Annotated in this window: 24 protein-coding genes, 2 pseudogenes and 1 riboswitch; of the genes and pseudogenes, 13 read left to right on the top strand and 13 right to left on the bottom strand. The window is 69.6% G+C overall.

Going from position 1 to position 23,321, the window contains the following annotated elements; genetic code table 11:
• Positions 1 to 115: 115 nt before the first annotated feature.
• On the bottom strand, positions 116 to 784 hold the full coding sequence (gene thiE, locus QMK34_RS40360; RefSeq protein WP_326420084.1) for a thiamine phosphate synthase: 669 nt from the start codon (positions 782 to 784) through the stop codon (positions 116 to 118).
• 30 nt (positions 785 to 814) lie between these two features.
• Positions 815 to 922: riboswitch (TPP riboswitch) on the top strand.
• Here thiE and thiO point away from each other — a divergent pair.
• From thiO to QMK34_RS40380, 4 genes are all read left to right on the top strand, one after another.
• Positions 916 to 1,989: a glycine oxidase ThiO gene (gene thiO / locus QMK34_RS40365; protein WP_326420085.1), complete on the top strand. Its 1,074-nt coding sequence runs from the start codon at positions 916 to 918 to the stop codon at positions 1,987 to 1,989. It overlaps the preceding riboswitch by 7 nt.
• Complete coding sequence (thiS, locus tag QMK34_RS40370; protein WP_326420086.1) at positions 1,989 to 2,189, top strand: sulfur carrier protein ThiS; 201 nt, start codon at positions 1,989 to 1,991, stop codon at positions 2,187 to 2,189. The genes thiO and thiS overlap by 1 nt, the downstream gene beginning before the upstream one ends.
• Positions 2,190 to 2,191: 2 nt before the next feature.
• Positions 2,192 to 2,950: a thiazole synthase gene (locus QMK34_RS40375; RefSeq protein ID WP_326420087.1), complete on the top strand. Its 759-nt coding sequence runs from the start codon at positions 2,192 to 2,194 to the stop codon at positions 2,948 to 2,950.
• A gap of 153 nt (positions 2,951 to 3,103) precedes the next feature.
• A complete protein-coding gene (locus tag QMK34_RS40380) occupies positions 3,104 to 3,535 on the top strand; it encodes a MarR family winged helix-turn-helix transcriptional regulator (RefSeq protein WP_442785327.1) in 432 nt (143 codons plus the stop codon).
• Here QMK34_RS40380 and QMK34_RS40385 read toward each other — a convergent pair.
• The 3 genes and pseudogenes from QMK34_RS40385 to thiD (QMK34_RS40395) all read right to left on the bottom strand — a co-directional run bounded on the left by QMK34_RS40385 (position 3,532) and on the right by thiD (QMK34_RS40395) (position 5,360).
• Entirely contained in the window at positions 3,532 to 3,669 is a 138-nt protein-coding gene (locus QMK34_RS40385) for a hypothetical protein (protein WP_326420089.1), read from the bottom strand. The genes QMK34_RS40380 and QMK34_RS40385 overlap by 4 nt on opposite strands.
• A gap of 383 nt (positions 3,670 to 4,052) precedes the next feature.
• A pseudogene (locus tag QMK34_RS40390) lies at positions 4,053 to 4,469 on the bottom strand (ion transporter); the annotation flags it as partial.
• A gap of 58 nt (positions 4,470 to 4,527) precedes the next feature.
• Positions 4,528 to 5,360: pseudogene (gene thiD / locus QMK34_RS40395) on the bottom strand (bifunctional hydroxymethylpyrimidine kinase/phosphomethylpyrimidine kinase).
• 118 nt (positions 5,361 to 5,478) lie between these two features.
• Here thiD (QMK34_RS40395) and QMK34_RS40400 point away from each other — a divergent pair.
• Positions 5,479 to 6,498 carry a phosphatidylinositol-specific phospholipase C domain-containing protein gene (locus QMK34_RS40400; RefSeq protein WP_326420090.1) on the top strand — a complete coding sequence of 340 codons (1,020 nt, stop codon included), beginning with the start codon at positions 5,479 to 5,481 and terminating at the stop codon, positions 6,496 to 6,498.
• A gap of 117 nt (positions 6,499 to 6,615) precedes the next feature.
• Here QMK34_RS40400 and QMK34_RS40405 read toward each other — a convergent pair whose 3' ends face one another.
• The gene (locus QMK34_RS40405; RefSeq protein WP_326420091.1) at positions 6,616 to 7,419 is read right to left on the bottom strand and encodes an alpha/beta fold hydrolase; all 804 of its coding nucleotides are present in this window, start codon (positions 7,417 to 7,419) and stop codon (positions 6,616 to 6,618) included.
• Between the two features lie 97 nt (positions 7,420 to 7,516).
• Here QMK34_RS40405 and QMK34_RS40410 point away from each other — a divergent pair, with 97 nt between their 5' ends.
• Entirely contained in the window at positions 7,517 to 7,939 is a 423-nt protein-coding gene (locus tag QMK34_RS40410) for a MarR family winged helix-turn-helix transcriptional regulator (RefSeq protein ID WP_326420092.1), read from the top strand.
• A gap of 29 nt (positions 7,940 to 7,968) precedes the next feature.
• Here QMK34_RS40410 and QMK34_RS40415 read toward each other — a convergent pair whose 3' ends face one another.
• Positions 7,969 to 8,895 carry an NADP-dependent oxidoreductase gene (locus tag QMK34_RS40415; protein WP_326420093.1) on the bottom strand — a complete coding sequence of 309 codons (927 nt, stop codon included), beginning with the start codon at positions 8,893 to 8,895 and terminating at the stop codon, positions 7,969 to 7,971.
• 97 nt (positions 8,896 to 8,992) lie between these two features.
• Here QMK34_RS40415 and QMK34_RS40420 point away from each other — a divergent pair, with 97 nt between their 5' ends.
• Positions 8,993 to 9,391 carry a winged helix-turn-helix transcriptional regulator gene (locus QMK34_RS40420; protein WP_326420094.1) on the top strand — a complete coding sequence of 133 codons (399 nt, stop codon included), beginning with the start codon at positions 8,993 to 8,995 and terminating at the stop codon, positions 9,389 to 9,391.
• 73 nt (positions 9,392 to 9,464) lie between these two features.
• Here QMK34_RS40420 and thiD (QMK34_RS40425) read toward each other — a convergent pair whose 3' ends face one another.
• Both thiD (QMK34_RS40425) and thiC read right to left on the bottom strand, forming a co-directional pair.
• Complete coding sequence (gene thiD / locus QMK34_RS40425; RefSeq protein ID WP_326420095.1) at positions 9,465 to 10,283, bottom strand: bifunctional hydroxymethylpyrimidine kinase/phosphomethylpyrimidine kinase; 819 nt, start codon at positions 10,281 to 10,283, stop codon at positions 9,465 to 9,467.
• Positions 10,280 to 11,956, bottom strand: a complete 1,677-nt coding sequence (thiC, locus tag QMK34_RS40430) for a phosphomethylpyrimidine synthase ThiC (RefSeq protein WP_442785326.1) — start codon at positions 11,954 to 11,956, stop codon at positions 10,280 to 10,282. Before thiC ends, thiD (QMK34_RS40425) begins: the two co-directional genes overlap by 4 nt.
• 329 nt (positions 11,957 to 12,285) lie before the next feature.
• On the opposite strand from thiC, the gene QMK34_RS40435 reads away from it, so the two are divergent.
• Positions 12,286 to 14,463: a glycoside hydrolase family 15 protein gene (locus QMK34_RS40435; RefSeq protein ID WP_326420096.1), complete on the top strand. Its 2,178-nt coding sequence runs from the start codon at positions 12,286 to 12,288 to the stop codon at positions 14,461 to 14,463.
• Positions 14,464 to 14,536: 73 nt separating this feature from the next.
• On the opposite strand, the gene QMK34_RS40440 is transcribed toward QMK34_RS40435, so the two are convergent.
• Positions 14,537 to 15,118, bottom strand: coding sequence for a peptide deformylase (locus QMK34_RS40440; protein ID WP_326420097.1), 582 nt, complete (start codon positions 15,116 to 15,118; stop codon positions 14,537 to 14,539).
• A gap of 164 nt (positions 15,119 to 15,282) precedes the next feature.
• Here QMK34_RS40440 and QMK34_RS40445 point away from each other — a divergent pair, with 164 nt between their 5' ends.
• Positions 15,283 to 15,594: a DUF3263 domain-containing protein gene (locus QMK34_RS40445; RefSeq protein WP_326420098.1), complete on the top strand. Its 312-nt coding sequence runs from the start codon at positions 15,283 to 15,285 to the stop codon at positions 15,592 to 15,594.
• Complete coding sequence (locus QMK34_RS40450; RefSeq protein ID WP_326420099.1) at positions 15,591 to 16,241, top strand: LytR C-terminal domain-containing protein; 651 nt, start codon at positions 15,591 to 15,593, stop codon at positions 16,239 to 16,241. Before QMK34_RS40445 ends, QMK34_RS40450 begins: the two co-directional genes overlap by 4 nt.
• Before the next feature lie 41 nt (positions 16,242 to 16,282).
• Here QMK34_RS40450 and QMK34_RS40455 read toward each other — a convergent pair whose 3' ends face one another.
• The 3 genes from QMK34_RS40455 to QMK34_RS40465 form a co-directional block, all read right to left on the bottom strand.
• Positions 16,283 to 18,562, bottom strand: coding sequence for an AAA family ATPase (locus QMK34_RS40455; protein WP_326420100.1), 2,280 nt, complete (start codon positions 18,560 to 18,562; stop codon positions 16,283 to 16,285).
• A 233-nt stretch (positions 18,563 to 18,795) separates the two neighbouring features.
• Positions 18,796 to 19,800 (bottom strand): CDP-diacylglycerol--serine O-phosphatidyltransferase, encoded by a 1,005-nt coding sequence (gene pssA / locus QMK34_RS40460; protein ID WP_326420101.1) that lies wholly within the window; start codon positions 19,798 to 19,800, stop codon positions 18,796 to 18,798.
• Positions 19,801 to 19,803: 3 nt separating this feature from the next.
• Positions 19,804 to 20,529: a phosphatidylserine decarboxylase gene (locus QMK34_RS40465; RefSeq protein ID WP_326420102.1), complete on the bottom strand. Its 726-nt coding sequence runs from the start codon at positions 20,527 to 20,529 to the stop codon at positions 19,804 to 19,806.
• 223 nt (positions 20,530 to 20,752) lie between these two features.
• Here QMK34_RS40465 and QMK34_RS40470 point away from each other — a divergent pair, with 223 nt between their 5' ends.
• Positions 20,753 to 20,980 carry a hypothetical protein gene (locus QMK34_RS40470; protein WP_326420103.1) on the top strand — a complete coding sequence of 76 codons (228 nt, stop codon included), beginning with the start codon at positions 20,753 to 20,755 and terminating at the stop codon, positions 20,978 to 20,980.
• 39 nt (positions 20,981 to 21,019) lie between these two features.
• On the opposite strand, the gene QMK34_RS40475 is transcribed toward QMK34_RS40470, so the two are convergent.
• On the bottom strand, positions 21,020 to 21,301 hold the full coding sequence (locus tag QMK34_RS40475) for a GlsB/YeaQ/YmgE family stress response membrane protein (protein ID WP_326420104.1): 282 nt from the start codon (positions 21,299 to 21,301) through the stop codon (positions 21,020 to 21,022).
• Positions 21,302 to 21,381: 80 nt separating this feature from the next.
• Between QMK34_RS40475 and QMK34_RS40480 the strand changes: the two genes are divergently transcribed.
• Entirely contained in the window at positions 21,382 to 21,945 is a 564-nt protein-coding gene (locus QMK34_RS40480; RefSeq protein WP_326420105.1) for an ArsR/SmtB family transcription factor, read from the top strand.
• Positions 21,942 to 23,192 (top strand): MFS transporter, encoded by a 1,251-nt coding sequence (locus QMK34_RS40485; RefSeq protein ID WP_326420106.1) that lies wholly within the window; start codon positions 21,942 to 21,944, stop codon positions 23,190 to 23,192. The genes QMK34_RS40480 and QMK34_RS40485 overlap by 4 nt, the downstream gene beginning before the upstream one ends.
• Positions 23,193 to 23,321: the final 129 nt, after the last annotated feature.

Genomic DNA, 23,321 nt, shown 5'->3' on the forward strand with positions numbered 1-23,321 from the left:
GCTCCCGCCACCCCCTGACCGCACTTGCGAAGGTCCCTGAAGGCCACCATGAGGGCGTCTAAGTCCCTCATGGTGGCCTTCAGAGGCACTTCGGGCAAGGTGGTGAAGTGCGGGTTCAGGCGGGCAGGGCGGCGCGGAGGGTCTGTGCGGCGGCCTTGGGGTCTTCGGCCTCGGTGATCGCGCGGACCACGACGATCCGGGACGCGCCCGCGGCCAGGACCTCCGGCAGCCGCTCGTGGTCGATGCCGCCGATCGCGAACCAGGGGCGGGCGGCGGCCGAGGCCGCTGTCGCGCGCACGAGGTGCAGGCCGGGGGCGTCGCGGCCGGGTTTGGTCGGCGTCGGCCAGCAGGGACCGGTGCAGAAGTAGTCGACGCCCGGTTCGGCCGCCGCGGCCTCTGCCTGCTCCACCGAATGGGTGGACCGGCCGATCACCACGTCGTCGCCGAGGATCCTCCTGGCGAGTGACACCGGGATGTCGTCCTGACCCAGGTGGAGGACGTCCGCGCCGACGGCCAGCGCGACGTCCGCGCGGTCGTTCACCGACAGCAGGGCGCCGTGGCGCTCACACGCTTCGGCCAGCACCTCCAGCGCGGCGATCTCGTGCGCGGCTTCGAGTGGTGAGCCGCCGGTCTTGTCGCGCAACTGCACGATGTCCACGCCCCCGGCGAGGGCGGCGTCGACGAACTCGGCGAGGTCCCCGCGTGCCGTGCGGGCGTCCGTGCACAGGTACAGCCGGGCTTCGGCCAGGCGGGCGCGGACGGATTCTGAGGAACGGGTGGCCATGGCGGCGACGGTACCCGCGCGCTACGGTGGGGTGGTCCGCACGGGAGCCCGAGGCACGGGCTGAGAGGGAGCCGAACCGCTCCGACCGTGGAACCTGATCCGGATCATGCCGGCGCAGGGAGCGAGATCTCATGACGGAAACCGTGGTCATCGGTGGCGGGGTCATCGGCCTGTCCATCGCCTGGCGAGCCGCCGCGCGCGGCCATCGCGTCACCCTGTACGACCCCGATCCCGGCCGGGGCGCGTCCTGGCTCGCCGGCGGTATGCTCGCTCCGGTCACCGAAGCGTGGCCGGGCGAGGAGGAGGTGCTGAGCCTCGGCGAGGAGTCCCTTCGCCGCTGGCCGTCGTTCGCCCGCGACCTGGCGGCCGAGGGCGTCGATCCCGGCCTGTCCGAGCACGGGACGCTGGTCGTCGCGCTGGACAGCGCCGACGCCGCGCACCTCGACATCCTCGCCGGGTTCCTGCGCTCGCTCGGCCGCGCTGTCGAGCAGGTGAGCGGACGCGAGGCCCGCCGCGCCGAACCGGGTGTCGCCGGGTCCGTCCGAAGTGGACTGCTGGTGCCCGGTGACCTGGCCGTGGACAACCGCAAACTGCTGCACTCGCTCAGGCGCGCCTGTCACGGCGTCAGGTTCGTCCACGAGACGGTGACGGACCTCGCCGAGATCCGCGCGGACGCCGTCGTGCTCGCCGCCGGGGCCTGGACGGGACGTCTCCATCCGCTGCTGGCCGGCGCCGTCCGCCCGCTCAAGGGCGAGATCCTCCGCTTGCGCCCGCGCCGGGGCTGCCTGCCGCCGCCGAAACGCACACTCCGCGCCGTCGTCGAGGGCCGCCCGATCTACCTGGTGCCGCGCGCGAACGGCGAACTCGTCCTCGGGGCGACGCAGTACGAGGCCGGATTCGACGAGACTGTCACCGCGAAAGGCGTGCGTGAGCTGCTCGAAGGCGCCGAGCGGGTGCTGCCGGGCCTCGCCGAGTACGAGCTGGTCGAGATGGCCGCCGGGCTGCGGGCGGGCAGTGTCGACGCGCTGCCGTTCGTCGGCGAACTCGAGGACGGCGTCTTCGCCGCGACCGGGCACCATCGCAACGGCCTGCTGCTCGCGCCGGTGACCGCCGACGCGGTGGTGGCCTGGCTGGACGGCGAACCGGCGTCGGAAGAGATCCTCCCGGCCTCGCCAGGACGGCTGCTGAAGAAGGAGCGAGTGTGATGGAGATCCAGGTCAACGGCCAGTGGCGCGAGTTCCCCGACGAGGCCACGGTCGCCGACGTGCTCGAAGCGCTCGGCACGGCCACCCAGGGTGTCGCGGTCGCGCTGGACGGCGAGGTCGTCCGGCGTGGCCGGTGGACCGACGCCGTCGTGGCCAAGGGCGCCCGGCTCGACATTCTCACCGCGGTACAAGGAGGCTGAACATGGACGGCGATCTGCTCGTCATCGGCGAACACAAACTGACGTCACGCCTGGTCATCGGCACCGGCGGCGCGGCGAACCTGGCCGTGCTCGAGCGCGCTTTGGTGGCCTCGGGCACCGAGCTGACCACCGTGGCGATGCGGCGTGCCGACTCCGAAGGCGGTTCGGGCGTGCTGGAGTTGCTCAAGCGGCTCGGCATCCGGCTGCTGCCCAACACCGCGGGCTGCCGCACCGCCGCCGAGGCCGTGCTGACTGCGCAGCTCGCGCGGGAGGCGCTGGAAACCGACCTCATCAAGCTGGAGGTCCACGCCGACGACCGGACGCTCCTGCCGGACCCGTTCGAAACCCTCGACGCGGCCGAGCGGCTCACCGCCGACGGGTTCACCGTTTTGGCTTACACGAACGACGATCCCGTGCTGGCGCTGCGGCTGGAGGAGGCGGGCTGCGCGGCCGTGATGCCGCTGGGCGCGCCGATCGGCACCGGCCTTGGCATCCGTAACCCGCACAACATCGAACTGATCGTCTCGCGCGCCGGAATCCCGGTGATCCTGGATGCGGGCATCGGCACCGCCTCCGACGCGACGCTGGCGATGGAGCTCGGCTGCGACGCCGTCCTGCTCGCGACGGCCGTCACCAGGGCGAGTGACCCCGAACGGATGGCGTCGGCGATGCGTGCGGCCGTCACGGCCGGACGTCTCGCGCGGGGCGCGGGCCGGATCCCGCAGCGCTTCTGGGCCCAGGCCTCGAGCCCGCCGCGCTGAACCGCAGCGGCTTCGGGGTACGGGTTCGCGCGCTGAAGGGCCGTTTTGAGACTGGCTTCACGTCGAACGTGCACAGAGAGCACGTATCGTGGTCGGCACCTTTCCGGCGCGCAACCGCGACGGGTACCTAGTGCGCTAAGGAGCCAGACGGTGATCACGTCAGCGGCCCAGGACGTCTCAGGCAGGTTGTTCCTCGCGGTGGGCAGGCTCTCCCGCTCACTGCGGCAGGCGGGGGTGCCCGGCCCTGGTCACGGCGCTATTTCGGCCCTCGCGACGCTCGCCACGTTCGGTCAGCTGCGCCTCGGCGACCTCGCCGCGAAGGAGGGTGTCGCCGCGGCGACGATGTCCCGCATCATCGCTTCGCTCGTCGAGGCCGGGTACGTCACCCGCGAGTCCGACCCGATCGACCGCCGCGCCTGGCTCGCCACCGTCACCGAAGAGGGTGAACGGCTCGTCACCGGTGTGCGTTCGACACGCGTCCAGGAGCTCGGCCGCCGTCTCGAGCGGCTCACACCCGAGCATCGCGACGCGCTCACAGCCGCGCTGCCCGCGCTCGAGGCCCTGCTTTCCGACGAGGAAGGCTAGGCGTCCTGCCGTAGCGCGGCGATCTCCGACCGGAGCGCGCGCAGCTCGTCGAGGATCTCCTTGTTCGCCGCGGCCTGCTGCTCGGCTTGCTTGGCCTCCTCCTCGCGCAGGTCCTGGCGCAGCTCGTCCTCCATGCCGCGCTGACCACCACCGTGATGAACCACTAAGAACGCGTCTGAGAACTGTCGCAGCAGCCGCCGCTCGAAGCCTCGAGCGCCTGTCCTTCGAAGCCGCCTACCCTCCACAAAGGACGGAAAGTCCACCCATTCGCCCGTTTCATACCGCCATGACCGTTTCATGCGTGCCCCTGAAGGCCACCATGACGGCGTTAAACGCCGTGAAGGCTCCCATCAGGGCACACGGCAGGCCTGGGGTGGCGACTGAAGGGGGCTTTCCCCTCGACTCAACCTTGCAAAAGTCCCCTTCGCCAGAACAGACCGCGTGAAAGTCCCCGTCAGTCACGCGGCCCTCGGCGCCAAACTGGACGACATGACATCAGTTTTCGGACGCCTGCTAAGAAGACCCAGGCCATCGGCGCCTGTTTCATGATCTCCTTGGCGATGTCCGGCCACGCCTCGCCGGTCATCACCTGGAACAGGGTGAACAGCGAGGTGCCGAGGTCGCCGAAGTTGTCCGGCGAGATGTGCCCGAACAGCTTCGTGGCCATCACGCCCGCGACGAAGATGATCAGCGCGGCGATCGACGCCATCCCGGGGATCGCCGTGAGCAGGCCGGACACGACCTTGCGCATCGACGGCACCACCGAGATCAGCCGCAACACGCGGAGCACGCGTAGTGCCCGCAGCACCGCGAACGGACCGGTCGCGGGGATCACCGCGATGCCGACGACGATCAGGTCGAACACGTTCCACGAGTCGCCGAAGAACCATTCGCGGTAGGCGTAGAACCTCGCCAGGAGCTCCGGCACGAAGATCGGCCACCCGCTCACGCTTGGTCACGTGAGGATCTAACCAAAACGGGTGAACAGGAATTCAGTGATCTTCGGGAGCCAACCGCCAGAACGCCGAAACCGGACCGACCTTCGCGCCCATCGGGTACGCGTTCTCGACGGCGTGCGAGACGAACCACTTGCCGTACCGCGCCGCCTCGACCACCGACATCCCGCGCGCCAGCCCGGCCGTGAGCGCTGACGCCATCGTGTCGCCAGCGCCGTGGGTATGCGGGGTCGCATACCGCGCCCCGGGCAGCTCCACGAACGTGGAACCGTCGAAGAGGAGGTCGACGCACTCGGGGTCGTCCACCAGATGCCCGCTCTTGACCAGCACGTACTTCGGCCCGAGCCGCTGCAGCACCACGGCCGCCTGGTACATCTGGTCGCGGTTGGTCACCGTCATTCCGGTGAGCAGGCGGACCTCGTCCAGGTTCGGCGTCAGCACGGTCGCGCGCGGCAGGAGCTCTTCCCGCAGCGCGGCGAGCCCGGCGTCGTCGAACAGCGGGTGGCCGTGCATCGAGGCGGCCACAGGGTCCACCACGAACGGGACCTTGCCGTCGCGGCCGATGCCCGCCTTGTCGCAGGCCGCGGCGACCGCGTGGATGATCTCCGCGGACGCGAGCATGCCGGTCTTGGCGGCGTTGACGCCCATGTCCGAGGCGACGGCCTCGATCTGCCCGGCGACGATGTGCGGCGGGATGTCGGCGCGGTCGTGCACGCCGAGGGTGTTCTGGACGGTCACGGCCGTGACCGCCACCAGGCCGTGCACCCGCAGGTCAGGAACGTCCGCAGATCCGCCTGCAGCCCGGCGGCGCCGCCGGAGTCCGAACCGGCGATGGTCAGCGCGGACGGCGGGCTCGTTGTGTCGCTCATCGGTACGGCTCTCACCCGACTTCTGGTCTAGTCCAATCGGTCATCTCTGCTTCATTAATAGTCCATCACGCTGGCACAGTGTGAGCACGACTGCACTCCAGGTGTGTGAAGGAGCAGGATGAAACTGTCGTTTATGGTGCTCGCCGCCGGCGCGCTCGTGGCCGCGTCGCTGTCCGGGGTGACCGCCGCGAACGCGGACACCGCCAAGGTTTCCCACATCACGACCGTCGGGGTGCACAACACCTACGACCCGGCCGCGTACGACTATCTCGCACGGGCGCTGGACAACGGCTCCTCGCTGATCGAGCTGGACGTCTGGCCGGACGTCTTCACGCATGAATGGAAGGTCAGCCACTCGAACCCGCTGGGCAACGCGAACAACTGCGTCGCGGCGTCCTCGACGGCCGATCTCTACACCGGCGGTAAGAACAAGAACCTCGAGTACTGCCTCGACGACATCCGGATCTGGCTGGCCGCACACCCCGGGCACGCGCCGCTGACCCTCAAGCTGGAGATGAAGACCGGCTTCTCGGACAACGGCGGACTCGGCCCGGACGAGCTGGACGCGACCTTCCGGGCGCATCTGGGTGGTGCGGTGTACAAGCCCGCCGCCCTGCTCGGCGGGTACGCCACGCTGGACGCGGCGTCCAAAGGGGACAATTGGGCGTCGGTGGACTCCTTGCGGGGCAAGGTGATCACCGAGATCATCCCCGGCACCGTCGAGGAACAGAACCCGACGGACACGCTCAAGACCGACGTCGAATACGCGCGCTACCTCGTCGCGCAGAAGAACGCGGGCAAGCTCGCCGACGTCCAGATCTTCCCGACCGTGCACGGCGCTGTCGGCGGGGATCCGCGGGACAAGTACACGGCCGATCTGAAGCCGTGGTTCGTCGTGTTCGACGGTGACGCCAACGCGTGGGTCACCCAGACCGGGCCGGGCTGGTACGACTCGAACCACTACTACGTGGTGATGACCGACGGCCAGAACGTCGCGCCTGCCATCGACGCGCACAACCCGACCGCCGACCAGGCGAACCAGCGCGTGGCCGACCTCGCGAAGCAGCACGCTTCGGTGATCACCTCGGACTGGACGGGCCTCACGACCGTGCTCCCACAGGTCCTCGCCCGCGGCTAGCGCGACTGCCCCTGAAGGCCACCTTCACGGCGTAAAACGCTGTCATGGTGGCCTTCAGGGGCAGTTCAGACTGTGGTGGGAAGCAGGCATTTCAGCACGGCATCGACGGCGGGGCGATCAGTGGTCGTCCCGGCCGAGCAACGCGCCCAGCAGCTCTTCGGGTGTTTCGACCTGGGGCAGGTGGCCGGTGCGGGGCAGCAGCGTGAACGTCGAGAGCGGGATCGCGGCGGCGAAGGCCTTGCCGTACTCCGGGCCGGCGATGCCGTCGCTCTCACCCCAGATCACGTGGACGGGGATGTCGATGCCGCCGAGCCGATCGGCCAGCGCCGGGTCGGACATGACCGCACCGGTGTAGCCGACCAGAGCGCGCACATCTGGGCTCGGCCCGGTGCCACCTGCGGGCGGTACGGGTGCCTTGGCCGGGTCGTGGAACGAGTGTGACCGGAGCTCGGTCGGCGAGAGACCACTGACGTCGGTGATCGGATGGCCGGCGACTTCGATGCCGATCCCGTCGACGATCACCGCGCCGCTGACCCGCGGGCTCTTCAGCAGGGCCATCTCGGCGGCCAGCCAGCCACCGAAGGAGTTGCCGACCACGGTCACATCCGTGAGGTCGAGCCGCTCCAGCAGCTCGACGTAGACCCGGGCCAGCTCGGTGACGCTCGCCAGGCCTTCGGGTTTCGGTGTGCCGCCGAAGCCGGGGTGGGTGGGCAGCAGCACCCGGGAGTGGGTGCGTTCGGCGAGCAGACCGGCGAAGCCCGCCATCGTCGCGACGCCGCCACCGCCGTGCAGCAGCAGGAAAGGCCGGGTGCGGTCGCGGTCCTGGACGGTCACCTCGACCGGACCGGCGGTCTCGGAGCGCAGCGTGCGAGTTTCGGTGCGGGTGGGCCGGAGCGAGCCTGCCGCGGGGAGAGTCGTCATGGTTCCTTCTCGACTTTGGTAAGGTTGCTTACCTAAGGAACCTTATATCAGTTTCCTTAGGTAAGCAACCTGCCTTCGATGAGTTAGGATTTCTCGCATGACTTACCGCCCGGCCGTCGTCGCCTTGGCCGTCAAGCGCCTGCAGTACCGCCACCACCGGGCGTTGAGCCGCGTGCTGGCGCCGCTGGGGCTTTCGCTCGTCCAGTGGGACACGCTGCGCCACCTTGACCGAGTGCCGGACGCGTCACTACACGATCTCGCGTTGCTGACCTTCCAGACCGACCAGTCCTTCGGGTCGCTGGCCACCCGGATGGCCGCGCGCGGGCTGATCGAGCGGGTACCGGGGCCGGGCCGGGCCGTCCGGCATCGCCTCACCGAAGAGGGCGAACGGTTGCGCGCCGCCGGCCAGAAGGTGGTGGACGGCATCGCCGAGTCGTCGTTCCGCGACCTGACACCCGACCAGCTCAACCTGCTCGGCGAACTGCTCGACGCGGCCCTTGGCCCCGATCCGACCGCCTGAGCGGCCGGGCCGTGTCTGGCGGTCTGTGATCAGCTGGTGGTGAGGACGAGTTTCCCGGTGACGCGGCCGCCTTCGCCGAGTTCGTGGGCCTTGGCGACGTCTTCGAGGGGGAACGCCTGGTCGACGTGGACCCGTAGCTTGCCCGCCTCGATCAGCTCGACCAGGCCGTGGAGACCGATCTGGTCCGGCTCGACCAGGATCCGCGCAGTCCGCACGCCCAGCTTCGCCGCCTCGGCCATGACGTCATCAGAGGTGCCGCCCGGCACACTGACGATGAGCCCGCCGCGGTTGAGCGACGGCAGCCAGCGCAGGTCGCTCTGCGCGTTGACCAGCCCGAACACGAGGTCGAGATCGGTGGCAGTGGCCGCCGGGTCGCGGTAGTCGATCGGCTCGTCGACGCCGATCGAGCGCAGGAAGTCGTGCTTGCCCGCGCTCGCCGTGCCGAGCACGTAGGCCCCGCGCGCCTTGGCGATCTGGACGGCCAGGTGACCGACCCCGCCCGCAGCCGCGTCGATGAGCACCCGCTGACCAGGCTGAACGTCCGCGAGGTCGACAAGTCCTTGCCACGCGGTCAATCCCGCGAGCGGCAGCCCGGCGGCCTCGACGTGCGAGAGCCCGGCCGGCTTGCGCACGAATTGGCGCGAGGGCGCGGTTACGTAGTCGGCGTAGGCGGCGGCCTCGCCGGGGAACTTCGGCATGCCAAGGACTTCGTCGCCCACCGAGAGCCCGGTCGTGCCGAAACCGACCGCCTCGACGACTCCCGAGACGTCCCAGCCGAGCGTGAACGGCGGGTTGCCCATGAAGACCTCGTGGGCGCGCGATTTCCAGTCGACCGGGTTGATCCCGGCCGCGTGCACGCGCAGGAGGATCTCGGTCGGCGCCGGCTCCGGGCGCTTCGCTTCGACCACCTTCAGCACCTCCGGCCCACCGAACTCGTCCTGGGTCACGACGCGCATTTCACAGCTCCTTCGGTTGGGTTCTTGACTGCCCTCCTATGCTCTGACTGTTGGTCACTTTTCGCTAGAAGGCACTTCTCAGTAAAGTAGGTACCTGATGGAAACTATCTGTGACGTGCACGAAGAGCCTTGGGACGTCTACCTGCGCAACTGCCCGTGCCGCGAGGTGCTCGATCTGGTCGCCAACAAGTGGACCGCGCTGATGCTCGGCGCGCTGGCCAGGAAGGCCCACCGGTTCGGTGAGCTTCGCCGTGCCGTCGACGGGATCAGCCAGAAGATGCTCACCCAAAACCTCCGCAGCCTGGAGCGTGACGGCCTGGTCACCCGGACGGTGTACCCCACGACGCCCCCGACGGTCGAGTACGCGCTCACCGGGATGGGCGCCGAGGTCGGTGCGTACCTGATCGCGCTGAGCGCGTGGTCGGAAGCGAACTTCACCCGTATCCGTGAGGCTCGCGCGAACTACGACCACCGCGTCCTGGAGCCCGTCAGCTAGCACTCGACGACCTCGCAAGTCGGCGGCGAGTTGTCCAGCGGGTGAGCGTCGCGGGGTTCCGCTGGTCAACTAACTAGTCCTTCAGCCGCCAGAACGGCGACACCGGCCCGACTCCCGCGCCCAGCGGGTAGGACTCCGCCACGCACCTCTCGATGAAGAGCTTCCCCTCGCTCACGGCGTCGGGTACATCAAGCCCCTTCGCGAGCGACGCGGTGATCGCCGAGGCCATCGTGTCGCCGCCGCCGTGCGTGTTGTTCGTGTGGAACCGCGGCCCGCTCAGCTCGATGACCCGCGTCCCGTCCGACAGCAGGTCGACGCAGTCGCTGACCTGCTCCAGATGCCCGCCCTTGACGAGCACCCACTCGGAACCGAACTCCAGCAACGCTTTCGCGGCCTCGCGCTGGGTCTCGGGGCCCGTCACCTCGATGCCGGTGAGCAGCCGGACCTCGTCGAGGTTCGGCGTGATCAGCGTGGCGCGTGGGAAAAGCTCCGTCCGGATGGCTTCGAGGGCTTCCTCGCGCAGCAGCGCGTGCCCGGTCATCGACGCCGCGACCGGGTCGACGACGAACGGCACGCCGGTGCCGTGTCCGATGTGGACCTCGTCGAGCGTCTTGGCCACGGCCTGGATGATGTCGGCGGTCGCGAGCATGCCGGTCTTGGCCGCGTTGACGCCCATGTCACCGGCGACGGCCTTGATCTGCGCCGTGACGATCTCGGTGTCGATCTCCGCGAAACCCTGTACGCCCAAGGAGTTCTGGACGGTCACCGCGGTCAGCGCGACCAGGCCGTGCACCCCGCACGCGAAGAACGTGCGGAGGTCGGCCTGGATGCCCGCACCACCGCCGGAGTCCGATCCGGCGATGGTGAGGGCGGTGCGAGGCGTTACTGTCACGGACTGACCACGGGCAGGTACACCTTGTTCCCGCGCTCGGCGAACTCGTCCGACTTCTCGGCCATGCCAGCCTCAATGGCTTCCACAGTGGACAGTCCGTGCTCGTCGGCGTACTTGCGGATGTCCTGGGTGATCCGCATCGAGCAGAACTTCGGCCCGCACATGGAACAGAAGTGCGCGGTCTTCGCCGCCTCGACCGGCAGCGTCTCGTCGTGGAACGAGCGGGCGGTGTCGGGATCCAGCGCGAGGTTGAACTGGTCGTTCCAGCGGAACTCGAAGCGCGCCTTGGACAGCTCGTCGTCCCACTCCTGCGCGTACTGGTGGCCCTTGGCGAGGTCCGCGGCGTGCGCGGCGATCTTGTAGGTGATCACGCCGGTCTTGACGTCGTCGCGGTTCGGCAGGCCGAGGTGCTCCTTCGGGGTGACGTAACAGAGCATCGCCGTGCCGTACCAGCCGATCTGCGCCGCGCCGATGGCCGAGGTGATGTGGTCGTAACCGGGCGCGATGTCCGTGGTGAGCGGGCCGAGCGTGTAGAACGGCGCCTCGCCGGTGAGCTCCTCTTCGAGCTCGACGTTCTCCTTGATCTTGTCCATCGGCACGTGGCCGGGGCCCTCGATCATCACCTGGACGCCGTGCTCGCGGGCGATGTGCGTGAGCTCGCCCAGCGTCTCCAGCTCGGCGAACTGCGCGCGGTCGTTGGCGTCGGCGATCGAGCCGGGGCGCAGGCCGTCACCGAGGGAGAACGTGACGTCGTACTTGTGCAGGATCTCGCAGAGCTCGGCGAAGTTCGTGTACAGGAAGGATTCCTTGTGGTGCGCGAGGCACCACGCCGCCATGATCGAGCCACCCCGGCTGACGATGCCGGTGACGCGGCGCGCGGTCAGCGGGATGTAGCGCAGCAGCACGCCCGCGTGCACGGTCATGTAGTCGACGCCCTGCTCGCACTGCTCGATGATCGTGTCGCGGTAGATCTCCCACGACAGCTTTTCCGGCTCGCCGTCGACCTTTTCGAGCGCCTGGTAGATCGGCACGGTGCCGACCGGGACCGGCGAGTTGCGGATGATCCACTCGCGCGTCTCGTGGATGCGCTTGCCGGTGGACAGGTCCATGATCGTGTCGGCGCCCCAGCGGGCGGCCCACACCATCTTGTCGACCTCTTCCTCCACAGAGGACCAGACGGCCGAGTTCCCCATGTTGGCGTTGATCTTCACCAGGAACTTCTTGCCGATAATCATCGGCTCGCACTCCGGGTGGCGCCGGTTCACCGGGATCACCGCGCGGCCGCGGGCGACCTCGTCGCGCACCAGTTCGGGGGAGCAGCGTTCCCGCGCGGCGATGTACTCCATCTCGCGGGTGATCACCCCGGCCTTGGCCCAGCCGAGCTGCGTGTCGTGCTCCCGGCCGTCGGCCCAGCCCGCCCGCAGGCGGTGTAGTCCATTGTGGACATCGATCTGGGCGTCCGGGTCGGTGTACGGGCCCGACGTGTCGTAGACGTCGAAATGCTCGCCGTTGGTCAGATCGATGCGCCGCGCCGGGACGCGGAGCCCGGATTCGGTCTGGTGGTACACCTTGTGCGAGCCGGTGATCGGCCCGGTGGTCACCTTCGGCTCGATCTTGGCGGCCCGGTCCTGAGCGCCCCGGCTCTGGGCGTCCTTGTTTTCAAGCGTCGTCAACGACGTTCACTCCCTACGCCGGCATTACCCGGTCAGGTTCATGCGGTCGGTGACGCCCAAGCCCCGAAGGACCCAAGTCACCCTCTCAGCCCGCCAATGGCGCGAGCTCCCGCGGTGTTTGGTTGTAACCCTGACCATGCCATGCCGCGCTTCAGTACTCAACCCTCGGGGGTCGCTCGTCACCCCGACGCCCCAATCGCCTCCCCCGTCTGGGTTGCGCCGGATGGCGTTAGTCGTTCACCGGATCGGACCATGCGATCGGCAGGGATTCACGGCACAATCTCAAGGCTTCTGTAACGGTGCAGAGCGGGTGCTTCTTTGGGGTGTCTATGCGCAGATTCATGATCCCGGCGCTGGTCGGACTGCTGGTCAGCAGCCTGATACCGGCGACAGCGGCGGCTTCCGGCGGGGGTGAGGCGCCGGGCGGGCCCGGCGTCCGGCCCAGCTGGCTCCCGGCGAACAAGACCGGTTTCGGTACGGCCCGTGACCGGGCGAGCAACGTCTGGTTCACCCTTCAGGGTGGCCAGCTGTCCGAGGTCTACTACCCGGACCTGTCCACTCCGAGCGTCCGCGCGCTGAACCTCGTCGTCAGCGACGGCCGGAGTTTCGCGTCGGTGGACTCCGCGGCCCGCGCCCAGCAGGTCCGCCGGACCAGCGACGACGGGCTGACCTACGAACAGACGATCACCGACGACCAGCACCGCTGGAAACTCCGCAAGACCTACGTCACCGACCCGGCCCGCTCGACGGTGCTGATCGACGTCGACTTCACGTCGCTGACCGGCCGCCCGTACCGGCTCTACGCCGTCGCCGATCCCGACCTCACCAACGACGGCTCCGACGACACAGCCGCCGCGAACGGCGCCACTTTGCTTTCCCACGACGCGAAAACGGCCGCCGCGCTCACCGCGCAGCCCGCGTTCGAGCACGCGAGCGTGGGCTACGCCGGGGTGTCGGACGGGCTCACCCAGCTCACGAAAACGTTCGGGCTCAAGGATTACGCGAGTGCGGCCAAGGGCAACGTGTTGCTGACCGGGCAGACCACGGCTGACGGCGTCCGGTCGCGTCACGTGACCCTCGCGCTCGGCATGGGCGCGAAGGATTCCGACGCGCTCGGCAACGCGAAAGCCTCGCAGCGGCAAGGGTTCCGCGACACCGCTCGTGCTTACGACGCGGGTTGGCGCGGCTATCTGCGCACGGTCAGCCGTGTGCCGTCGTCGGTCAAGACGAAGAACGAGCGCGACCTTTACCAGGCGTCAGTGCTGATGCTCGCCGCGAGCGAGGACAAGACGCACCCGGGCGCGTTCGTCGCGTCGCCGAGCATGCCGTGGCGGTTCGGCAACAACGATCCGGCGTACTCGCCGTCCGGCACCTATCACCTGGTGTGGCCGCGTGACCTCTACCAGATCGCGACCGGCCTGCTCGCCGCCGGTGACAGGGGCGCGGCGAACCGTTCGCTGGACTACATGTTCGGCACCCAGCAGCTGCCCGACGGGCACCTGCCGCAGAACACCAACGTCGACGGCAAGCCGTACTGGCCTTCGGTGCAGCTCGACGAGACGGCGTTCCCGATCGTGCTCGCCCAGCAACTCGGCCGCACCGACGCCAAGACCTGGCAGGGCGTGCGCAAGGCCGCCGAGTTCCTGTTGTCCTACAAGGGAGAAAACGGCCTCGCGTCGCCGTACACCCAGCAGGAACGCTGGGAGGAACAGGACGGATACTCGCCGTCGACGATCGCTTCGGTGATCGCCGGGCTGGTCTGCGCGGCGGACCTCGCGAAGCACAACGGCGCGGCGGCGGACGCCCAGCGCTACCTCGCGGCGGCCGACAAGTTCAAGGCCGACCTGACGAAACAGACGGTGACCACGAACGGTCCGCTGTCGAAGGACCCGTACTTCGTCCGGCTGACCAAGGACGGCAACGCGAACGCGGGCACGAAGTACAACCTCGGCAACTCGAGCCTCACCAAGGACCAGCGCGAAGTCACCGACGCTGGGTTCCTCGACCTGGTGCGCCTCGGCGTCTACGCGGCGGACGACCCGGTGATCCGCAACAGCATCAAGGTCACCGACGCGCAAATCGGCTTCACCACGCCGAAGGGCCAGTTCTGGCACCGCTACACCCTCGACGGCTACGGCGAGCAGCCCGACGGCTCACCCTGGGACTACACGTTCCCAGCGGAGAGCCGCGCCACGTACGGGCGACTGTGGCCCCTCCTGGCGGGTGAACGCGGCGAGTACGACCTCGCCAACGGTGACCACTCGTCGGCAGCGCGGCGCCTGCGCGACCTCGGCCGGGTGAGCAGTTCGGGTGACACGATGCCGGAGCAGGTGTGGGACGAGAACGCGCCCTCAAGCCAGACCGGCTTCCCGCCCGGCACGCCCACGGCGTCGGCCACGCCGCTCGCCTGGACGCACGCGCAGTACGTGCGGCTGGCCTGGAACGTCCAGCGCGGGGCGGTGACGGAGCAGCCCGCGGTGGTGCGGTGCCACTTCCTTGGCTGCTAGCGCTCTGAAGTGTCATGAAAGGGTCTTTCCGGACAAAAATTGCCCTGAAAGACCCTTTCATGACACTCGGGACTCAGGCGTCGACGTCCGCGTCGTCGGCGGCCTCGGGGTCCGGCAGCCAGCTGTTGCCCGGGACGCCCCAGTCGTTCGCTTTGAGCATCTTCTTCGCCGCGCGGGCGTGGCGGCCGACGAGGCGGTCGAGGTAGATGAAGCCGTCGAGGTGGTCGGTCTCGTGCTGGAGGCAGCGGGCGAAGTAGCCCGTGCCCGCTACCTCGATCGGGTTACCCTCGATGTCCTGGCCGGTCACCTTCGCCCAGGTCGCGCGGCCGGTCGGGTACGACTCGCCGGGGGCGGAGAGGCAGCCCTCCCAGTCGTCGTCCGGGTCGGGCATGGTCTCGGGGATCTCCGAGGTCTCCAGCTTGGGGTTGACCACGACGCCCTTGTGGCGGGCGCCCTCGTCGTCGAGGCAGTCGTAGACGAACAGCCGCAGGTCGAGCCCGATCTGGTTGGCCGCGAGCCCCACCCCCTCGGCCGCGTACATCGTCTCGAACATGTCTTCGGTGAGCGTGCGCAGTTTCTCGTCGAACTCGGTGATCTCCCGAGTCGGGTTGTGCAGCACGGGGTCGCCGGCGATTCGGATGGCATGGACGGTCACGTCACCCATTTTGTCAGACCTCCGTGGTAGACCATGACGCGCCGGTGAGGATGCCCACGACGGGTGGTCGTTCCGTGGTCTAATGGCGCCCGCGGAATGACAACTGTGTGATTCACGACAACGCCGAGAACGCCCAGCAACGGACCCTGATTGCGAGGAGTCAGATGGACGCCGCGGAGTCGATGGCTGAGCCAGACCAGCCGTCCCCGCCGGGAACCGTGGACGGCCTGTCCGCCCGCGAGATCGACATACTTGCCTTCGAGCGGCAGTGGTGGAAGTACGCCGGTGCGAAGGAGCAGGCCGTCCGCGAGCGCTTCTCGATGTCTTCGACGCGGTACTACCAGGTGCTGAATCAGCTGCTCGAAAAGGAAGAAGCCATGCAGGCCGACCCGATGCTGGTCAAGCGCCTGCGCAAGACGCGTGCGGTGCGCCAGCGCAACCGCGCCGCACGGCGACTGGGGATCGAGCTGCCATGAGTGTGTTTTCAGGTCTGTCCCGGCCGTTGAAGGCAGCGGGGGTCGCGCTGGTCGCGATCGCCGTGGTGGCCGCCGTCATCGGCGGCATCACCGTGCTGAACAGCGGCAGTTCCTCCGACACCGCCGCGCCGAGCAGTTCGGCGCCGTCGCCGGGCACGCCCAGTGGCGGCCCGTCCGTGCCGCCGACCGGTTCGCCGGCGGTGCCGCCCACGTCGGCGGTCCCGCCGTCGACCTCGGCGCCGTCGAGCCCGGTGCCGCCGTCTCCCACCCCCGGCGGGCAGCCGCCCGGCCAGACCGGTCAGCCGGGTCAGCCCGGCCAACCCGGCAACGGGCAGCAGTCCGCGAAGTGGGTCGTGGTGCGCGTGTACAACAACAGCCTCATCACCGGGCTGGCGGCGAAGGCCAAGAAGGACTTCGAAGCCTCAGGGTGGAAGGTCGAGGACCCGAAGCCGTACCCGTACGGCACGATCCCGACCACCACGGCCTACTACCGCCCCGGCACCGACGAGGAGACCGCCGCGAAGGCGCTGGCCGCCGAGTTCGGGATGCGGGCGGAGCAGCGCTTCGAGGGCATCCAGGACTCCAGCCCCGGGGTCGTCGTCATCCTGACCAAGGATTATAAGGGCGGCGACAGCAAGGGCTCGTGAGGTTGCGGCCGGTCAGCACCGGCCGCAACACGCACGACCGCTTACTCGGCCCTGTTCTTCGCGTAGGCCTCCAGCGAGGCGAGCTGCGCCGGGTCCAGCGACGGCCGGACGGCGCGGCTGGCCGTCTCGAGGTGCGCCGCGGTGACCTCGCTGGCCTCCAGCGACTCCCGCATCGCGGTCAGCGCGGCCTCCCGGATCAGCGCGGCGCAGTCCGCCGCCGAATACCGGTCCAGCGTGGCCGCCAGCGCCGCGAGGTCCACATCGGACGCCAGCGGCGTGTTCTTCGCGCTGGAGCGCAGGATCGCCTCCCGGCCCTCGGCGTCCGGTGGCGGCACGAAGACCAGTTTCTCCAGCCTGCCCGGCCTGAGCAGGGCCGGATCGACCAGTTCGGGGCGGTTCGTCGCACCCAGCACGACGACCTCGCGCATCGGCTCGACGCCGTCCAGTTCCGTGAGCAGTGCCGCGACCACCCGGTCGGCCACTCCGGAGTCCGACGACTGCCCGCGCCGGGGTGCGAGCGCGTCGATCTCGTCGAGGAAGATCAGCGACGGCGCCGCCTCGGCGGCCCGGCGGAACAGCTCCCGCACCGCGCGCTCGGACTCGCCGACCCACTTGTCCATCAGCTCGGCGCCCTTGACCGCGAACACGTTGAGCGCGCCGGTGCCTGCCAGTGCCCGCACCAGGAAGGTCTTGCCGCCGCCGGGCGGGCCGTAGAGCAGCACACCGCGCGGCGGGTTGACGCCCAGGCGGGCGAAGGAGTCCGGGTAGCGCAGTGGCCAGAGCACCGCCTCGGTGAGCGCCTGCTTGACCTCGGTCATGTCGCCGACGTCGTCGAGGGTGCGCCCGCCGGTGGCGAGGTTGTCCGAAGTGGACATCGAGATCGGCCGGACGGTGGCCAGCGCGTCGAGCAGGTCCTGCTGGGAGATCCGGGGTTCGTCCGTGTCACGCTGGCGCAGCGCCGCCCGCAGGGCCGCGTCCCGGCGCAGGGCGATCAGGTCGGCGGCGACGAAACCCGGCGTCCGCTCGGCGAGCGCGCCGAAGTCGACACCGGTCTCCAAGGGGACGTCGCGCAGCAGGATCCGCAGCAGGTCGGTGCGGGTCTTCCCGTCGGGCAGGGGCAGGCCGAGCTCGCGATCGAGCAGGTCGGCCGCGCGCAGCCGGGGATCGGCCGACTCGGAGCGCGCCGTGGTGGCCACGATCGCGAGCTTGTCGTGGCGCAGCGCCTTGCGCAGTTCTTCGAGCACGACGGTGGCCAGCGGCGGGGGCTGCGTCGCGGGCAGGAGCGCGTCGATGTCGTGGATGAGCAGGACCGCCGAGCCGTCGCCGCCCACGGCGTGCGCGATCACCTCGCGCAGCCTGGTGGCGGCCGCGTTCGGCTCGAGGACGGCGATGTTGGGCGCGGTCAGCGAGACGACGCGGACCTTCTCCGCCTGCGCCACGGACCGCACCAGTGTCGCTTTACCGACTCCCTCCGGCCCGGACAGCAACACCCCGAGATGGGCGGAGGTGCCCAGCTTGGCCAGCAGTTCCGGGCGGTGGAAGGCGAGATCGAACCACTCGGCGAGCTTGCGCGCGGCCTGCTCGGCGCCCACCAGATCGGCGAGCGGCGGCACGGTCTCGGCGGTCTCCTCCTCGGCTTCCTCGTCCTCGACGATCTCCGCGTCGATGAAATCCTCGGTCCGGTTCACCTGCTCGCTGCGCACGAGCGAGGTCCCCGACCTGCTCGGCGCCGCCTGCGGCGTCTCACCGGTGCGGGCGCCGTCGCGCCAGCTGACCACTGTGGACGGTCCGATGGCGACTGGGCCGTTCGGCTCGGTGGCGGTGACGGTGAGCAACTCGCTGGTCCAGCTCGCCCCGATGGCCCGGGACAGTTGCCCGCGCGCCGCCGGCACGTCCGAACCCGGCGCGGGCTGAAGATCCTGGGGGAGCAGGGAAACGGCGTCGCCCACCGTCAGGACCTTGCCGATCAGCGCGAGCCGCAGCAGATGCGGCGGCAGGGAGACGCTCGCCAACCGCGAACCGGCGACCGTGACCACCTTCGCGGCCGAAACGTCCGCCGGGGCGACGACGATCTCGGAGCCCTCGGTGACACCGAGGTTGGACATGGTGACGTCGTCGATCAGCACGACCCCCGGCGTCCCACCGGCGTCGGCGGGCGCGGCGAGCGCCGCGCTGACCCGCGCGCCGGTCAAGTGCACCGCGTCCCAGGCGCGCAGGCCGAGCGCGTCGATGACCTCGGGATGCAGCCGGACGACGCCGCGGCGCGCGTCCAGCGCGGAGGGGGTGTGCCGGACGGTCAGGGTGATCTGGGGGGCGCTCACCCCCGTCACCCTAGCGACGCACGGCGCTCCCAGCCGTCGAAGTACGTGATGCCCTCCACCGGGGGACGCACGGCGGGCGCGAACTCCCGCTGGCTCGTGTGGGCAACCGCAAGCCCGAGGCGCGATAGCAAAGGTCCCTTGCTCCGACTTTGGAGGGAAGAGAGGTCCCCTGAAGGCCACCATGAGGGACTCTAACGCCCTCATGGTGGCCTTCAGCGCGTGTTGGGCGGGCGCTACTTGCCGCGCTGACGGAGGCCGATCCGGCGCCAGCTGCGCCGCCGTGGGCCGCGGTCGTTGCCGCGGTCCTTCGTGTCCAATGAAGACGGGCCCGAGCCGGAGACCGGGCGGGGGCCGCGCGCCACGTGCTGCTCGCCGTTGCGGGGGAGGCGGACCGCGCGCATCGCGGCTCCGGCGACGCGGCGGCGCAGGGGCGGGCGGAGGCCGAGGCGGCGCTGGCCGCGGGCGCGGCGGATGGCCCGGCGCTCGCGCGGGGGCACCGCCCAGGCCTCGGGGTGCTCGGCGAGCCAGCGGTGGCGGTAGACCGAGTACGGGATGTGGGCCAGGTATAGGACCAGTGCGATGGCCAGCGCCACCAGCGGGAACTGGATGATCGCCGCCGCCAGCAGGCCGACGCCGACCAGGAGCGGCGCGATGGCCTTCGCGGGCGCGCGGACCGTCTTGAGCGACAGGGTCGGGATGCGGCTGATCAGCAGGGCCGCGATGGCGATCGTCCAGATCCACGCCACGTACTGCGAGGACCACCAGCCCTCGCCGAACTGCTCCGCCAGTATCAGCGGCAGCATCGCCAGCAGGCCACCGGCCGGCGCCGGGACGCCGACGAAGAACTCGCTCGCGTACGGCGGCTGCTCGGTGTCGTCCAGCAGGGTGTTGAAGCGCGCGAGACGCAGGATCATGCAGACCGCGAAGATCAGCGACGCGACCCAGCCGACCCGGTCGCCGCCCGAGTGCCAGACGTAGAGGACCAGCGCGGGCGCGACGCCGAACGAGATCCCGTCGGACAAGGAGTCGAGCTCGGCACCCATTTTGGACGTCGCGTCGAGCAGCCGCGCGATGCGGCCGTCGAGGCTGTCGAGCACGGCGGCGATGCCGATCGCGGCGATCGCCATCGGGTAGTTCCCGCTGAGCGCGAACTGCACCGCGGACAGGCCCGCGCACAACGCGAGCACCGTGATGGCGTTCGGCAGCAGCCGGATGCCCGGCGTGGTCACGCGGACCATGGGTCAGCCTTCCGGGTGCGTGACGGGGAGTTCGGCCAGCACGGTCTCGCCGCCGACGGTGCGCTGGCCCTTCGAGACGAGGACCTTGCTGCCGGGCGGCAGGTAGAGGTCCACCCGCGAGCCGAAGCGGATGATGCCGTAGGTGTCGCCGATGGTGGCCTTGTCACCTTCGCGGATCTCACACAGGATGCGGCGGGCCACCAGCCCGGCGATCTGCACGACGACGAGCTCGTGGCCGTCCTCCGTGCGCATCAGCACGGAGTTGCGTTCGTTGTCCTCGCTGGCCTTGTCGAGGTCGGCGGAAAGGAACTTGCCGGGCCGGTACGCCACGCGCTCGATCACGCCGGTCGCCGGGAGGCGCTGGACGTGCACGTCGAAGACCGACAGGAAGATGCTCACGCGCATCCGCGGCTCGGCCGTCAGGCCGAGCTCGGGCGGCGGTGTGGCCTCCTCGATCAGCGACACCAGCCCGTCGCCCGAGGCGACGGCGAGCCCGGGGCGGGTGGGCGGCACGCGCTTGGGCTCGCGGAAGAAGGCCGCGGTGGCGACCGTCGCGAGGGCGCCGACGACGCCGAGCCGCTTGGAGAACCTGCGCAGCGCGAGCGTCGCGACGACGCCGCCGAGCACGAACGGCCGTCCGGCGGGGTGCATCGGCGGCACGGTCTCACGGGCCAGCTTGACCGCGTGCGTGAGTGGGTTGCCAGTGGGTTCCGGCTTGCCGGCGCTCATGGATCTGGTTCCCCGCAGTCGTGGTCGGAAAGAGTGGCCGGCGCCGGGTCCGGCTGCCGGTTCTGGGCGGGTTCAAGCTACCGCCCGCCCGGGTGAGGCCGCTGAGCTCCCCCGTCAGGGTTTCCCCGCCAAGGGTGGGAGGCACCACAACCTGGTAACAGGCGGTCGAAAACCGCGATAACTCTGGGTAGTTGATGCTCGTCCGGCGACCGTGAGGAACTCGATGCCCAGTACGTCAGACGCGGTGGGCGAGCGCTTGGCCGCGTTGTTCCGCGCGTGGCGTCAGGACATCCTCGCCGTGCCGATGCCTTCGCTGATCGATCCGGTGCGGGCGGTGGACGTGGTGATCGGGACCGGCACCGGGACCGCCTGGACGGGCCGGGTGCATGCGCCCCCCGACGGCGCATGCACCCGGTCGCGGGATCTCGACAGCGAGAAGGACGTACTTTAGTCGCTTTTCCGGCGTTGATCACCGATCGTCGGCGAAAAGTTACAAACGGTCACGCGGGCGGCCGATGCTCGTCACCAGGCGCAAAATCGCCAGCAGCAGGATCGCGCCGAGCACGGCGACGCCGAAGCTCGGGAAGTCGAATTCGAAGCTCTTGCTCTCGCCCGTCGCGAGCCGGTAGACGAACCCGCCGAACGCCGCGCCGATCACGCCGACCAGCACGCTGACCAGGCAGCCTTGGCGCCGCCGGTCACGGCCGCCGATCACCAGGTTCGCCGCCCAGCCCGCGATCGCGCCAAAGATGATCCAGGCGATGATTCCCATGTGCCGAGAATACCGGCATCTCCGCGCCGAGTTCCACAAGAGTAGTTGTACAAGAGCCCTTGTGCATCTAGGGTCGAGTCATGCCAGACCGTGAAGTGCGTCAGATCCACGATTCGAAGGTCCTGGCGGCGATGTCGCACCCGGTGCGGCGGCGGCTCATGGACGTTCTCTCGGTGTACGGCCCGGCCACGGCGTCCGCGCTGGCCGAGCGGACCGGCCAGGCCGTCGGCAACATCAGCCACCACCTCAAGGTGCTCGCCGCGAGCGAGCTGGTGGAAGAGGCGCCGGAGCTCGCGCGCGACAAGCGGGAACGCTGGTGGCGCCGTCCGAAGCAGGGGCTGGCGTGGTCGTCGACGGACTTCGAGGACGACCCGGTGGCCGAGGCCGCCGAGTCGCTGAGCCTCGAGCGGGCGAACAGGCTGGCCAGGGCCTGGTTCGCCAACCGGCTGAGTTATCCGGAGGAGTGGCACGACGTCGGGTTCGACGCCGACATCTGGCTGCGGCTGTCGGTGTCGGAGATCGACGAACTGAAGGACAAGATCCTCGACCTGATCACCCCGCTGGCGCACCGGAAGGTCCCGGACGACGGCCAGGAGCGCGAGCCGGTGTTCTTCTCCGCCCGCGCCGTGCCCGGCAAACCGTGACCGCGGGGACCTCCGCACGCGGCGGCCTGCTGCGCGTGCGGGACTTCCGCCTGCTCTGGTTCGGTGAGACCACCAGCATGCTGGGTAGTTCCGTGGCGTCGGTCGCGCTGCCGCTGGTCGCCGTGGTCGTGCTGCACACGAGCACGTTCGTCACCGCGCTGCTGGCCGCGATCGCCTGGCTGCCGTGGCTGCTGGTCGGCCTGCCCGCCGGGGCCTGGGTGGACCGCTGGCCGAAACGGCCGGTGATGCTGCTGTGCAACACGGTTTCGATGGCGGTGTTCGCGAGCGTCCCGGTCGTGGCGTGGCTGGGCGTGCTCACCGTGACGCACCTGCTGGTGGCCGCTTTCCTCGGTGGGGTCACGAGAGTCTTCTTCACGCTCGCGTACCGCGCGTACCTGCCGACGCTCGTGGAGGACGACCAGCTGTTGGAGGCCAACACGAAGCTGAAGGGCAGTGAATCGGCCGCGCAGATCGCCGGGCCGGGGCTCGCGGGACTGCTCGCTCAGGCCTTCGGCGCGGTGGCCGGGGTGCTGGCCGACGCGGTCAGCTTCGGGATTTCCGTGCTGTGCCTGCGTTCTGTCCGCGCTCGCGAGCCTCGCCGCGAGGTGGCCACGCGGGTCAGGCTGCGCACCGAGATCGCCGACGGACTGCGGTTCGTCCTGCGCGACAGGTTTCTCCGGGTGCTCGCCGTCTTCGGCGCGACCTCGAACATCGGGCTGGTCGGGTACCACTCGATCGAGGTCGTGTTCCTTGCCCGTGACCTCCACGCGTCGCCCGGCGTTATCGGTGTCGTGCTCGCGCTCGGCGGGCTGGGCGGAGTGGTGGGCGCGCTGCTGGCCGGGCGGATCGCGCGGCGGTTCGGGAACGCGCGGGGATTCCTGCTGTGCGAGGTGTTCGTCGCGCCGATGCTGCTGCTGGGCCCGCTGGCGGGCGGCGGGGCCGGGCTCGCGTTCTTCGTCGTGGCCGCGTTCGGCCTCGAAGCGGGGCTGACCGCGTCCAACATCATGACCGCCACGTTCCGCCAGCGGTACTGCCCGCCGGAGCTGTTCGGCCGGATCACCGCGAGCGCCGCGGTCCTCAACTACGGCGCGATCCCGCTCGGCGCGCTCCTCGGCGGCGTGCTGGGCGAGGTGACGGGCGTCCGCGAGGCACTCTGGCTGATGGCAGGCTTCCAGTTCCTGGCCGTGCTGGTCCTGCTGCTCAGCCCGTTCCGCCCGCTACGCGACCTTCCGGCCAGGCCGGTTTGACTGTCCCTGAAGACATCCCTGGGTTTTGTTTGTCAAGCGGCGGTGGTGTTTTGTCTGGTTTGTGTGGTGGTGTGGTGTGCCCAGGCTGTGTTTTCGTTGTAGTGGGTGTGGGTTTTGAGGCAGCCGTGC

Origin of the sequence: Amycolatopsis sp. H20-H5 (assembly GCF_035828755.1) — a bacterium.
Lineage (GTDB): Bacteria > Actinomycetota > Actinomycetes > Mycobacteriales > Pseudonocardiaceae > Amycolatopsis.

Bases quoted from the DNA above. Each gene is read 5' to 3' on its own strand.
- thiE (WP_326420084.1), bottom strand. From the start codon at position 784: ATGGCCACCCGTTCCTCAGAATCCGTCCGCGCCCGCCTGGCCGAAGCC.
- thiS (WP_326420086.1), top strand. From the start codon at position 1,989: ATGGAGATCCAGGTCAACGGCCAGTGGCGCGAGTTCCCCGACGAGGCC.
- QMK34_RS40445 (WP_326420098.1), top strand. From the start codon at position 15,283: ATGGACGCCGCGGAGTCGATGGCTGAGCCAGACCAGCCGTCCCCGCCG.
- QMK34_RS40410 (WP_326420092.1), top strand. From the start codon at position 7,517: ATGACTTACCGCCCGGCCGTCGTCGCCTTGGCCGTCAAGCGCCTGCAG.
- QMK34_RS40405 (WP_326420091.1), bottom strand. From the start codon at position 7,419: ATGACGACTCTCCCCGCGGCAGGCTCGCTCCGGCCCACCCGCACCGAA.
- QMK34_RS40465 (WP_326420102.1), bottom strand. From the start codon at position 20,529: ATGAGCGCCGGCAAGCCGGAACCCACTGGCAACCCACTCACGCACGCG.
- QMK34_RS40475 (WP_326420104.1), bottom strand. From the start codon at position 21,301: ATGGGAATCATCGCCTGGATCATCTTTGGCGCGATCGCGGGCTGGGCG.
- pssA (WP_326420101.1), bottom strand. From the start codon at position 19,800: ATGGTCCGCGTGACCACGCCGGGCATCCGGCTGCTGCCGAACGCCATC.
- QMK34_RS40450 (WP_326420099.1), top strand. From the start codon at position 15,591: ATGAGTGTGTTTTCAGGTCTGTCCCGGCCGTTGAAGGCAGCGGGGGTC.
- QMK34_RS40385 (WP_326420089.1), bottom strand. From the start codon at position 3,669: ATGGAGGACGAGCTGCGCCAGGACCTGCGCGAGGAGGAGGCCAAGCAA.
- QMK34_RS40480 (WP_326420105.1), top strand. From the start codon at position 21,382: ATGCCAGACCGTGAAGTGCGTCAGATCCACGATTCGAAGGTCCTGGCG.
- QMK34_RS40400 (WP_326420090.1), top strand. From the start codon at position 5,479: ATGAAACTGTCGTTTATGGTGCTCGCCGCCGGCGCGCTCGTGGCCGCG.
- thiO (WP_326420085.1), top strand. From the start codon at position 916: ATGACGGAAACCGTGGTCATCGGTGGCGGGGTCATCGGCCTGTCCATC.
- QMK34_RS40375 (WP_326420087.1), top strand. From the start codon at position 2,192: ATGGACGGCGATCTGCTCGTCATCGGCGAACACAAACTGACGTCACGC.
- QMK34_RS40470 (WP_326420103.1), top strand. From the start codon at position 20,753: ATGCCCAGTACGTCAGACGCGGTGGGCGAGCGCTTGGCCGCGTTGTTC.
- QMK34_RS40435 (WP_326420096.1), top strand. From the start codon at position 12,286: ATGCGCAGATTCATGATCCCGGCGCTGGTCGGACTGCTGGTCAGCAGC.
- QMK34_RS40415 (WP_326420093.1), bottom strand. From the start codon at position 8,895: ATGCGCGTCGTGACCCAGGACGAGTTCGGTGGGCCGGAGGTGCTGAAG.
- QMK34_RS40420 (WP_326420094.1), top strand. From the start codon at position 8,993: ATGGAAACTATCTGTGACGTGCACGAAGAGCCTTGGGACGTCTACCTG.